Annotated in this window: 10 protein-coding genes and 1 tRNA gene; 3 read left to right on the top strand and 8 right to left on the bottom strand. The window is 69.6% G+C overall.

Annotated features, from left to right (window positions below):
* Positions 1-18 precede the first annotated feature (18 nt).
* Positions 19-2,241, bottom strand: a complete 2,223-nt coding sequence (locus KBX63_RS16570) for a phospholipid carrier-dependent glycosyltransferase (protein ID WP_247662517.1) — start codon at positions 2,239-2,241, stop codon at positions 19-21.
* Positions 2,242-2,364: 123 nt separating this feature from the next.
* Here KBX63_RS16570 and KBX63_RS16565 point away from each other — a divergent pair, with 123 nt between their 5' ends.
* On the top strand, positions 2,365-3,069 hold the full coding sequence (locus tag KBX63_RS16565) for a glycosyltransferase family 2 protein (RefSeq protein WP_210912273.1): 705 nt from the start codon (positions 2,365-2,367) through the stop codon (positions 3,067-3,069).
* A gap of 4 nt (positions 3,070-3,073) precedes the next feature.
* On the opposite strand, the gene KBX63_RS16560 is transcribed toward KBX63_RS16565, so the two are convergent.
* Positions 3,074-3,976 (bottom strand): transketolase family protein, encoded by a 903-nt coding sequence (locus KBX63_RS16560; RefSeq protein ID WP_210912138.1) that lies wholly within the window; start codon positions 3,974-3,976, stop codon positions 3,074-3,076.
* Positions 3,977-3,978: 2 nt separating this feature from the next.
* Complete coding sequence (locus KBX63_RS16555; protein WP_210912137.1) at positions 3,979-4,680, bottom strand: transketolase; 702 nt, start codon at positions 4,678-4,680, stop codon at positions 3,979-3,981.
* A gap of 47 nt (positions 4,681-4,727) precedes the next feature.
* On the opposite strand from KBX63_RS16555, the gene soxR reads away from it, so the two are divergent.
* Positions 4,728-5,186 carry a redox-sensitive transcriptional activator SoxR gene (gene soxR / locus KBX63_RS16550; protein WP_210912136.1) on the top strand — a complete coding sequence of 153 codons (459 nt, stop codon included), beginning with the start codon at positions 4,728-4,730 and terminating at the stop codon, positions 5,184-5,186.
* A gap of 30 nt (positions 5,187-5,216) precedes the next feature.
* Here soxR and KBX63_RS16545 read toward each other — a convergent pair whose 3' ends face one another.
* Entirely contained in the window at positions 5,217-6,194 is a 978-nt protein-coding gene (locus KBX63_RS16545) for an NAD(P)H-quinone oxidoreductase (RefSeq protein ID WP_210912135.1), read from the bottom strand.
* A gap of 179 nt (positions 6,195-6,373) precedes the next feature.
* On the opposite strand from KBX63_RS16545, the gene KBX63_RS16540 reads away from it, so the two are divergent.
* Positions 6,374-6,460, top strand: a tRNA-Ser gene (locus KBX63_RS16540).
* A gap of 192 nt (positions 6,461-6,652) precedes the next feature.
* On the opposite strand, the gene KBX63_RS16535 is transcribed toward KBX63_RS16540, so the two are convergent.
* The 4 genes from KBX63_RS16535 to KBX63_RS16520 all read right to left on the bottom strand — a co-directional run bounded on the left by KBX63_RS16535 (position 6,653) and on the right by KBX63_RS16520 (position 10,908).
* The gene (locus KBX63_RS16535; protein WP_374102230.1) at positions 6,653-6,928 is read right to left on the bottom strand and encodes a hypothetical protein; all 276 of its coding nucleotides are present in this window, start codon (positions 6,926-6,928) and stop codon (positions 6,653-6,655) included.
* Between the two features lie 758 nt (positions 6,929-7,686).
* Complete coding sequence (locus KBX63_RS16530) at positions 7,687-8,514, bottom strand: DMT family transporter (protein WP_307871731.1); 828 nt, start codon at positions 8,512-8,514, stop codon at positions 7,687-7,689.
* Positions 8,515-8,814: 300 nt separating this feature from the next.
* On the bottom strand, positions 8,815-9,774 hold the full coding sequence (locus KBX63_RS35240; protein WP_210912133.1) for an IniB N-terminal domain-containing protein: 960 nt from the start codon (positions 9,772-9,774) through the stop codon (positions 8,815-8,817).
* Positions 9,775-9,837: 63 nt separating this feature from the next.
* Entirely contained in the window at positions 9,838-10,908 is a 1,071-nt protein-coding gene (locus tag KBX63_RS16520) for an IS110 family transposase (protein WP_307871741.1), read from the bottom strand.
* Positions 10,909-11,335 lie beyond the last annotated feature (427 nt).

Here is an 11,335-nt window from a genome sequence, read left to right as displayed (position 1 = left end):
TCGGTGCGTTCCGTCGGGTCAGCGGCCGGGCGGCAGCGCGTAACCGACGTAGCCGCGGAACTCCAGTCGCCAGCCGGCCGGGACGAGCTTGGCGCACGCCGGCTGGCTGCCGGTGCAGACGATCGCGTTCACCGAGGTGGGGTCGGCCGGCGGGCGCTCCGGCAGCACCGACTGCAACGCCACCAGGTCCGGCGAGCGTCCGTCCGGCTGCCGGAGCAGCAGCCACCACGGGTACTCCCAGTCGTCGTTCTGCTGCACCAGCCCGATCCGGCGCGCACCGCTGTCGCGGACCGCCGCCGCGGCCCAGCGGAACTCGTCGGCCCACTGTGGGCGACGCAGGAACCGGGTGTCCCAGTCCGAGGTGGTGAAGACCGATCCGGTGCCGACGAGCCGGCGTGGGAAGCCGTACGACAGCGCGAGCACCCCGGCCAGCGCCGAGGTGGCCAGCACGGTGACCGCCGCCACCGTTGCCACCGACCGCCGCCCCCGGCCGGTCGTCCCGGCCCGGGCCGTGCCCGGCGTGCCGGCTGCCGGGTTGGAGTGGCGGCGGAGGACTGCGTCCAGCCAGAGCCCGGCCAGTGGTACGGCGAGCACCAGGGCGTAGAGCAGCAGCCGGTTGCCCCACGGTTGCCACTTGATCATCGAGGTGTGCAGCAGCACGGTGGCCAGCACCACCACCGCGTACCCGCGCAACGGCCCCGCCTGCTCCGGGCCGATCCGGCGCGGCCGGACGAGCGCGACCGCCATGCCGATCAGCGCCAGCGCCCCGGCGAGTGGAAACGCCACCCGGTCCTCGTCCGGGTACCAGGCGGGCTCCGGAAAGACCTCCCGGCCGAAGGTGATCGCCCGGTCCTGCGGGTCGACTCCCATCGCCTCCGCCCCGCCGATGATCATCTCGGCGCCCAGCCGGCGCAGTGGCGCCAGCGGCGTGTCGAACGCGGTGTGCCCGATTCGCAGCGCGTTGACCAGGATCGACGGCGGATCGTGTCGTTCCATCGGGATCGACTCGCGCAGCCGGGGTGGTCCCAGCGGATGCCCGAACTCGGCGGTCACCCGGGCCAGGAACGGTCCGACCACCACGGCCGCGACCAGCAGGATCAGCACCGAACCGCCGACAGTGCGGGGCACCCGGCCGGCCACCCGCGGCCGACGCACCCCACCGACCGCCGTCGCGCCGGCCGGTGTCCTGTCGGCGGTCAGGGCCAGCCGGAGCTGGGCCAACCCCCAGAGCACCAGCAGCGGGCCGACCGCGATCAGGCCGCTGGTCTTGGTCACCGCAGTCAGGCCGGTGGCCGCGCCGAGCGCGAGCAGGGTGCCCCAGCCGGTACGGCGGCGCAGCCCGTCCAGCACCAGGGTGGCCGCGCAGGCCACCCACGCCGCGCAGACCAGGTCGGTCTGCGTGCTCGTCGCCTGAAGCACCACCATCGGTGTGCTGGCCAGTACGAACGCAGTGATCAACTGGGCCCGCCGTCCGCCACCGAGCTGCGCGGTGATCCGCGCGGCCACCAGCAGGCAGCCCACCCCGGCCGCCCACTGCACCAGGTTGTGCAGCTGGTCCCCACCGGTGAGCAGGCGCAGGTGCAGCAGCAGATATTCGGCGCCGGGCGGGATGGTCACCTGCCGGTGGATGGCGGTGGCCCAGAAGTCGAGGTCGCCCTGGGCCACCCAGTGCTCGACCTTGGGCAGGTGGTACGTCTGCGAGTCGAAGTTGTTTGGCTCGGCCAGGATCGCGACCAGCAACTCCAGGAGGACCAGCCCGCCGACCGTGGCGGCGAGCAGCCGCTCGCCCCGACCCGCCGTACGCCAGGTGTCGACCGCCACGGCGAGCGTCTGACCAGCCCGTCGGGGCGCAGGGGCGCGCCCGGCTCGGCCGTCGGCGAGCGGGGCGGGCGTCTCCAGGCCGGCGCCGGCGGGCAGGGTGGCGCCGACCGGGACCGGCCGGGGTACCGCGGCGGGTGGCTGCGGGAGCCGGGTCACCTGGCGCCACCGCAGCCCTGCGGCCGTCGCGGCGGCGGTCAGGAAGAGCAGCCAGGCGGCGACGAACGCCGGTCGGGTGAGCGCGTGCAGCACGCCGAGCAACTCGACGACGAGCACCGCGTACGCGCCGGTGAGCACGGCAGCGCGTACCACCGCGAGCCGCAGCGGTGCCACCGCGTCGACCCCGCGCGGCCTCGTCGCGACGGTGAGCAGAAGCACCGCGGCGGCAGGAACCGCCGCGAGCAGGGAGCCGGCAGCCGACATGGCGGGAAGTAAACACCATCCGGCTGAAGCCGCCACGCTGACTGCCCGGCGGTGGCGCCCGGCGTTCGCCGATCAGCCAGGATAGGCTATGCCCGACGTATCGTCGCCACCGTGGAGATTTCCGTGAAGCTCTCGATCCTCATGCCGGTCTACAACGAGGAAGAACGCATCGCGGATGCCCTCAAACAGGCATTGGCAGTGGACTATCCCTGCGAGATCGAGCTTGTCGTGGTTGACGACGGCAGCCGGGACGGCACCGGCGAGGTCCTCGGTCGCGCCGACGACGCCCGCCTGCGGGTCATCACCCACCCGCGCAACGCCGGCAAGGGCGCGGCCATCAAGACGGCGGTGGACAGCGCCGAGGGCGACTACATGGTCATCCTCGACGCTGACCTCGAGTACGACCCACAGGACATCCCCAAGCTGCTCGACCCGGTGCTCGACGGGCGGGCCACGGTGGTCTACGGCAATCGCACCTTCGGCAGCCACAGCGCCTACAGCTTCTGGTACGTGATGGGCAACAAGGGCGTCACGATGGCGGCGAACGTGCTGTTCAACTCGTACATCGGCGACCTGGAGACCTGCTTCAAGCTGATGCCGGTGGCGCTCTACCGGTCGCTTGACGTGCGCTCGCGCGGCTTCGGCATGGAAGCCGAGGTGACCGGCAAGCTGCTGCGGCGGCGGATCCGTCCGTACGAGGTGCCGATCAGCTACCGGGCGCGTGGCCGGGAAGAGGGCAAGAAGATCACCTGGAAGGACGGCGTCGAGGCGATCTGGATCCTCGGCCGGGAACGCGCCCGCCGCCGCCCCACCACGCCGGCCCGCTGACCGCTCAGCGGCCGGCGGACAGCAGCGCCCCCGCCAGGAAGGCGTCGACCGAACGGCGCAGGCCGGCGCTGTCCAGCCCGTGCCACCGGTTGTGGTCCTCGGGCGAGCCGTAGCGGCGCAGATCCTTCCTCCCCACACCGAGGGCCAGCAGCCGATGTGGCCGGTCCACCAGCGCCGCCGACACCACGCGGCTGGACGTGCCGGCCAGGTACGGCTCCACCAGGATCACCTCGGTTCCCGCCAGTGCCCGCAGCCCCGCGGTGTCGAACGGTCGCGGCCGGTGGGTGTAGGCCACGGTGACCGGCAGGTCGGCGACCGCGTCCAGCGCCGCGTCCAGCACCGGTCCGACCGCCACCAGCAGCGGGGCCGCAGGCCCGGCATCACGCACCACCGCGAGCGAGCCGTCGCCGCCGTGTGGCCGGTCGTTCTGCAGTACCGAGAGCCGCAGGTACGCCGAGCCGTCGCCGGCCACCGCGTCCCGCAGCAGCGCGGGCACCTCGGCCGGGTGGCCGGGGACGTGCACCGTCCAGCCGTGCAGGGTGTCGATCAGTGACACGTCTGCCGGGGACAGGTGCGTCCGGCCGGCTGCCGCGCGGTCGTACGAGCCTCCGACGCCGACCAGCACCGCGGCCGCGTCCTGGTGGTCCAGGTCCAACTTGAGCTGCTCGTACGCCCGCTCGACCAGGAACGGCGCGTAGCTGTGCACGATCGGCCGCAGGCCGGTGAGGGCGAGCCCGCCGGCCACCCCGACCATCAGTTGTTCCCGGATGCCGACATTGAGCACCCGCTCCGGATGCCGCGCGGCGGCCGGGGCGAACGCGGCGGCGGAGATGTCGGCGAGCACCAGCGCCGTACGCGGATCCTCGGTCAGCAACTCGGTGGTGGTGTCGGTGAAGATGTCCCGCATTGTCACTCCTCCGTCTTGACGACCGCGACGACGACGTGCGGCCGGTCCTGGGGCTGGCCGGTGAGGGCGGTGTGCAGCGCGTCGTGGTCGTGCCCGTCGACGGTGGCGGCGGTCCAGCCGTTCACCGTGAACCGGGCCGCCGCGCCGCCCGGCCAGCCGTGGGTGGCCGAGTGGTTGTCGACGACCACGGCGGTCAGGCTGCCGAGGCCGGTGGCACCGGCGTACGCGATCGCCTCGTGGTTCGATCCCTCGTCCAGTTCGGCGTCGCCGAGCAGCACGTACACCCGGGGGGTGAGCAGGCCCTGGGCACGCAGCCCGAGCGCGGTGCCCACGCCCAGGCCGAGGCCGTGCCCGAGCGAGCCGGAGCCGATCTCCACCCCCGGCACCAGGGTGCGGTCCGGGTGGTCGCCGAGGCGGCTCGCCGGGCCGCCCTGGTCGTCGAGCCAGCCGGCGGGGAGGAAGCCCTTGGCGGCGAGCACCGCGTAGTAGCCGGCCACGGCGTGCCCCTTGGAGAGCAGGAACCGGTCCCGCTCGGGATCGTCGACGGTCTCCGGGGTGATCCGCAGGACGCGGTGGTAGAGCACCCAGAGCACATCGATGGTCGAGTACACGTTGGCCCCGAACTCCCGGCCGGCGCGTAGCCGCTCCAGTGGGCCGGCCACCGGCCCCGGCACCGGCGGCAGGGCCGCGTTGGCAGTCGTCATCTGGATAGCGTGTAAGTTGAAGGGCACTTCAACTCAAGGACCGGGTGATGCAGGACTCACTGACCATCGGCGAGCTGTCCGTCCGCTCGGGCGTGGCGCCGTCGGCGCTGCGCTACTACGAGCGGCTCGGTCTGATCCGCGCCGACCGCACCGGCGGCAACCAGCGCCGGTACGCCCGCGCCGAGCTGCGCCGCGTCGCCTTCATCCGGATCTCCCAGCAGGTCGGCGTCTCGCTGGACGAGATCCGCGCGGCGCTGGACTCGCTGCCCGAGGCGCGTACGCCCAGCCCACAGGAGTGGGCGCGGCTCTCCGCCAGCTGGCGGGGCCGGCTGGACGAGAGGATCCGGCTGCTCGCCAAGCTCCGCGACGACCTGGACGGCTGTATCGGCTGCGGCTGCCTGTCCCTCCAGCGCTGCGCGCTCTACAACCCCGGTGACGCCCTCGGCGGCGAGGGGCCCGGCGCCCGCCTGATGCTGCCCCGGCCGGCGGCCGACGCGTCCGCCTGACGCGCACACCACCCCGCCCGGTGACCGACGTCACCCGACGGTGAGCAGCACCTTGCCAATGTGATCGTTCGACTCGACCAGCCGGTGCGCCTCGGCCGCCTCGGTCATCGGCAGCCGCCGGTCCACCACCGGCCGGATCCTGCCAGCCTCGATCAACGGCCACACCTCGTCCCGTACGCCCCGGACGATCTCCGCCTTCTCGGTGAGCGGCCGGGCGCGCAGGGTCGTCGCCGAGATGCTGGCTCGCTTGGTCAGCAGGGCGCCGAGATCCAGTTCGGCCTTGCGGCCACCTTGCAGCCCGATCACCACCAGTCGGCCACCGGTGGCCAACGCGGCGACGTTGCGGCCCAGGTAGGACGCGCCCATGATGTCGAGGATGACGTCGACGCCGTGGCCGTCGGTGGCGCGCCGGACCTCCTCGACGAAGTCCTGCTCCCGGTAGTCGATCGTGTGCGCCGCGCCCAGTTCGCGCAGCCTGGAATGCTTGGCCGCACGAGCGGTCGCCAGGATCTCGGCGCCGAGGGCCACCCCGAACTGGATCGCGAAGGTGCCGATCCCGCTGCCGCCGCCGTGCACCAGCAGCGTGTCGCCCGGGCGGAGGCGGCCCACCGGGACCAGGTTCGACCAGACGGTGCAGGCCACCTCGGGCAGCGCTGCGGCGTCGACCACGTCGACGCCGGCCGGCACCGGCAGCAACTGCCCGGCGGGGACCGCGACCCGCTCGGCGTACCCACCGCCGGTCAGCAGCGCGCAGACCTGCTGGCCGACCGCCCACCCGGTCACCTCCGGACCGATCGCGCTGATCACCCCGGAGCACTCCAGCCCGGGGTGTTCGGGTGCGCCCGGCGGCGGAGGGTAGTGCCCCTGCCGTTGCAGCAGGTCCGCGCGGTTGACCCCGGCGGCCCGCACATCAACGATCACCTCGCCCGGGCCGGGCTCGGGATCGGGGACCTCAGCCCAGATCAGCGCGTCGGGTCCACCGGGCTGCGGAATGGTGATGGCTCGCATGGGCTCAGTCTTACCCGATGACACTGCGGGCCGCAGGCGCACCCGACGCGTCCCGGCAACCACTGTGGACGTTCGTGCGGATTTCGGCGTTGTGCCGCCCGGTCAGGGAGGGACGCCGGGCCGCGCGACCGGTGCCATGGCAGACTAGGCACGGCCGCGCACCCTCGGGTGGCGGCCCGGGAGGGTTCGCCTAGTGGCCGATGGCGCTGGTCTTGAAAACCGGTAAGGGGGCAACCTCTTCGTGGGTTCGAATCCCACACCCTCCGCTCCCCTGGACAGCGAAAGGGCCTCTGACCAGCGCGAACGCTGGTCAGAGGGCGTGTTTATGAATAGCGAACCGGTTTCACTTCGTCTCGCTCGGGGCCGCCGTGTCTCACTGGTCGTGTCGTTTACGTGTCGGCGCCCTCCGGCCCTTCGGCCGGCTTGGTGCCGTCCTCGGTGCCTAGCGCTCCCTCGATTCACCTGCGGGCGGCCTCGTCCTGTCCGTCGATGCACGAGGCGTAGACCTTGAGCAGCACGTGCACGCTGTGTCCGGCCCATTGGGCGACCTGGGTAGCCGGCACTCCGGCGTTGAGCCAGAGCGACATGGCGGCGTGCCGCAGGTCGTATGGCCGGTGTGCCAGCGGTGAGCGCTGCTGAGCCGGTGTCAGCGTGGCCCCGCGTGCCTGCCGCCAGGCTCGGAGATAGGTGCTTTTGGAAACCGGGGCCGGTCGCGCACCAGTGGCGTTGAACATCCGCCCGTTGGTGTCTTGGCAGTGCTCTCGGAGGTGACGCCGCAGGATGCGGACCAACTCGGGGCAGGCCGGCACGTCGCGGGTCCGCCTTCTGCGCCCGGTGCTTCAACTCTCGGTCTTCCAGCGATTGGCCACTGTCGCTCCAATCCTCGCCGACCTGTTGTGTGGAGCCGCTGAGGTGGAGCCAACCCCACCCGTTCTGGGGTAGCTCGCATTCGTCGACGCGTAGGTGGATTACCTCGGAGGGGCGGAGAGCGGCGAAGTACATGCAGGCGAAGAAGCCTTCCAAGTGGGGGTCGCGTTCCCGCACTGCCGGTAGGAGAGAACGGGCCTGTTCGGGATTCACAACCATTTTCCGGTCGGACTTGATCGGTGTTTTTCGGTGCTCGCCACTGGATGGAGTCCATCGGGTCTTGGGTTGTCAAGCGGTGCCCGTCATGCCAGGAGAGCACTGGGGCATCAGTCGTCATAGGTCATCAGGGCCAGACCGCTGGCCGGCACTCCGTGCCACATGCGTGCCAAAATTGCCCGCGTTGTCGCGCAACTGCCAGCACTCGCCCAGGTCAGGCATAGGGTGCGACCGTGGCTCGCACCCCCCTCCGGAGGTGCCGAGCTTCCGCCATGAGCCCGGCCGGATGCTTTTTGGATCATTTGACTTCGAATGCACACCCTCCGCCACCAACAGCAAACATGATCCTGACCTGCATAAGCGCCAAGCGCAATCTCAAACTCACACCGAGATACGCTCTACGTTTTGGCTATCTGGCTTTTCTTCGTGAAATGTAGACCCCCACGAGGCAAAGGGCACCTCCAACGAGGGTGAGTATGGGTGGCGTCTGATTGAGCAGTGCCCAACTCATGATTGCCGCAACTGGGGTGACTAGGTGTGTGGCAACGCTGAGCCGCCCGGCGGGGCTCCGCGCCAATGCGTATGCCCAGGTGGTGAAGCCTAGGGCTGTCGGTCCGACACCCAGGAAGATCAGCCATCCGACGGTTGTCGCTTTGGCGGCCTGTACCTCGTGTATCAGATCGGGTGCGAACGGCATGCATGCGGCTGCACCGACAAGGACGGTGAGCAATGTTACATTGAGAGCAGATGCTTGAGCTAATAGTGGTTTCTGTACTGTGGCGGCTATGGCATACGCTGCTGCGGCGCCGAGGCACATTAGGACTGCCAAGAGGTCGGTCCGAGCTTCGGTAGAAGTAGCGGCAGCGATAAGCAACATGCCTATGAGCGCCACAATTGTTCCGGTAACGAGTGTTCGCGGGAAGCCCTCGCCCAGCACGGCTCCTGCCAAGACCGCAATAAAAATCGGGCCGCTGCCAATGAGCATTGCAGCCGTGCCGGCATCAATGCGCTGTTCGGCCCAATTGAGTGCAAAGTTGTAGAAGGCGAACCAGGTTAGTCCCACTACAATCACTTTGAGCCACGCCCGGCGCGCTGGCCAAACGCCAGGGCGCCGGAGGAGAACGACGATTCCCAGAACCACACCCGCCGTGAATAGGCGCGCCAGAGCGAGCGGGCCGGCGGAGAATTCGACGCCGACATGCCTAATGGCGACGAATGCGGAACCCCATAGGAGCACAGAAGTAGTAATCGCCCAAGTTTGCAAGGAGCGCGACTCGCTAGATCTTCTGCGGTGACGCACTACAGATGCGTCTCGCCGCACCGAAGAGCCGGAGGCCACCCCAGATTTGGGACGATGAGCATAATCGCGAGTCGCGTTGGAAGCCGTGGCTTGGCCCTGCGCCCAATTCACATCACGCAGAATTATTCTCCAAATTCTATGACCACAGAGCTAACCCTTCCGGCCGGCCGCGAGTCGCGGCCGGCCGGGAGGGTGGGGTGGGGGGGGCTCGGCCGCCCCGCGGTGAGTTGTGTCCGGTCAGATCAGAGCGTTGCTGTCCATCAGGGGACTGTTGCCAACCGCCGAGGCGTCGTGGTGGGCTCCGGCATCGCCGTTCACGGTGCCCACCGTGCTGGAGAGGAGGCCGTCGACCTGGCCGGTCACGGCGCCTACCGGGGACGGCAGGTCGACCGGCACCATCCCGGCGTGCCCGTCGCCCAGGCCGAGCCCGCCCAGCGTGTCGTCTACGCCCAGCCCGCCCAAAGTGCTGTCCACGCCCAGCCCGCCGACGATATCGACCTGACCCTGGACGCCGGAAAGCGCGCCGCCCAGCAGGCCGTCACCGCCCAGTACCCCGCCCGGGTCGCCGATCGTGCAGGTCATGTCACCCACCAGCGGGTCGGCCACCACACCCACCACGCCCACCACGTCCGCGTCGAGAGTGTCCCCCAGGTCGAGCGCGCCGGTCAGGTCGGTGCTGACACCGTCCAAACCAGTCCCGGCGGTCACCTCGCCAAGCAGGGCGTAGTCGGCCACCAGCGGCATGACATCCTGCACATCGGCGGCGGTGACGTCGGTGAGCCCGGCGGCCTGCAGCGCGCCCTCCGGGTCGAGGTCGTAGGCCGCCCGCGCGTCGACGTCGACGAACAGGTTGAGCACGAAGTCATGCAGGCCATCGCACGGCGGCGTACCTACGGGCAGGATCGACGGCGGCTCCACGGGCTGGGTCGGCTGCGGCTCCACAGGCTGGGTCGGCTGCGGCTCCACGGGCTGGCTCGTATCCACGTGCAGACACTCCTCGATGTGAACAGTTTGTCCACTGTGTACACAAGTTTGGTTGAAAACCGGCTGGGGGGCATCGGGGACACCCCCGCAAATTCCACTGCTGCAATAGGGGCACACCGCGCGGTCCGTTAGGGGCACCCTGGGGGTCCGGTCGTGGGGATGCGTCGCGTTGAACCTCAGGCGGGCCGTTGGCTGCCGGTCATAATCGGCCACAGGGGTCTCGATAGTCGGAGTGATGAATAACCGGTTCCACGGCTAATACGCAGCCCGGGTTCGTTATGTAGGTGGTTGCTCTGGGGCTGGGATGGTTCGGGCTGGTGGTGTGTTTGCGCCCATGCGTTCGGGTGTGGCGCGAGGCCGTCGAAGACGATGGCGAGCGCGCGCCGGCAGCGAGAGAGCTGGAGGCAGCGTGCGGGGTGGGACGGTGGCGAGGTGTGGGTTGCCGTGGCGGGTGGTGCCTTTCCTGCGTTTGCCGGCTGATTCGTGGTTGCCGGGGCAGAGGCCGGCCCAGGAGGCGAGGTGGGCTGGGGTGGGGAAGCGGGTCATGTCCACCCCAATCTCGGAGATGATCGTTTGGGCGGCGAGGTCACCCACGCCGGGGATGGTTTTGAGCCGGTCCCGTTGCGCCGCGAACGGGGTGATGGCCTCGTCGATGCGGGCGTTGAGCTTGCTGATCATGTCGTTGAGGTGGTCGATGTGGGTTAGGTGCAGCCGGCAGAGCAGGCCATGGTGGTCGGCGAACCGGCCTGCGAGGGCGAGGGTCAGATCGGGGATCTTCTTGCGCAGCACACCTCTGGCCAGATCTGCCAACACCGCGGGGTCGCGTTCGCCGGCGATGAGCGCCTCGATCATCGCCCGGCCGGAGACACCTGTGGCGTCGGAGGCGACGGAATCGAGCTTGATGCCACCGTCTTCGAGGACCTTGTGCAAGCGTTGGGTCTCGCGGGTGCGTTCCTCGATCAGCTTCTTGCGGTAGCGGGTCAGTTCCCGGATCGCGGCGATGTCGGCCGGGGGGATGAAACTGCCGCGCAGTAGCCCGACCTCGCACAGCTCGGCCAGCCACACCGCGTCGGAGGCGTCGGTTTTGCGGCCCGGCACGTTCTTGACGTGGTGGGCGTTGCATAACAGGAGCTCAAGCCCGTCAGCTTCGGCGAGGGCGTGGAAGACCGGCCGCCAGTACACGCCGGTGGCTTCCATCGCCACGTGCGTGACCTGCTCGGCGATCAGCCAGCCGGTCATTTCCCGCAACGCGCTGTAGAACGTCGGGTACTTGCGTACCTGTTGGCGGCGCTGCCCGGCCTGCTCGCCCGGGATGCGGACCGCCACCGTGATCTGCTTCTTGTGCACGTCGATCGCCGCGACCCGCGGATAGACGATTTCCACGACGCCTCCGTGGTGGAGCCGAGCCGACAAGGTGTCGCCCGCGGGACCCGCGAAAGATCAAGAAACTCAGACACGCGCTCATAGCGGCAACCCGGGGTACCTACCGAGGCGGGTTCCAGCGTCACTCTTGTAAACGGGCTCGCAGGTGCCAAGCTCTGTCGACGTCGGCGGGCGACGCATCGAGTTTCACAAACCCGCGGGTGCCCCGCCAGGGGCATCTTCCTCTTGTAAGCGAGGCATCGGTGTCTCGCGCTGTGGCTGTCTGCCGATGTCGCCAAGCTCGTGCCGGATCCGTGTCGCAGGGTGGGCGGTGGCCCTCATAACAGCAGGTCACGAGCCTAAGCTGCATGGTCTTGAAAACCGGTAAGGGGGCAACCTCTTCGTGGGTTCG

It is taken from the genome of Micromonospora sp. U21, from assembly GCF_018070045.1.
Taxonomy (GTDB): Bacteria; Actinomycetota; Actinomycetes; order Mycobacteriales; family Micromonosporaceae; genus Micromonospora.
The sequence above is the reverse complement of the archived record's forward strand: the minus strand, read 5'-3'. Positions and strand labels throughout refer to the sequence as shown.

Bases quoted from the DNA above. Each gene is read 5' to 3' on its own strand.
- soxR (WP_210912136.1), top strand. From the start codon at position 4,728: ATGCAGGACTCACTGACCATCGGCGAGCTGTCCGTCCGCTCGGGCGTG.
- KBX63_RS16545 (WP_210912135.1), bottom strand. From the start codon at position 6,194: ATGCGAGCCATCACCATTCCGCAGCCCGGTGGACCCGACGCGCTGATC.
- KBX63_RS16555 (WP_210912137.1), bottom strand. From the start codon at position 4,680: ATGACGACTGCCAACGCGGCCCTGCCGCCGGTGCCGGGGCCGGTGGCC.
- KBX63_RS16560 (WP_210912138.1), bottom strand. From the start codon at position 3,976: ATGCGGGACATCTTCACCGACACCACCACCGAGTTGCTGACCGAGGAT.
- KBX63_RS16570 (WP_247662517.1), bottom strand. From the start codon at position 2,241: ATGTCGGCTGCCGGCTCCCTGCTCGCGGCGGTTCCTGCCGCCGCGGTG.
- KBX63_RS16535 (WP_374102230.1), bottom strand. From the start codon at position 6,928: ATGTTCAACGCCACTGGTGCGCGACCGGCCCCGGTTTCCAAAAGCACC.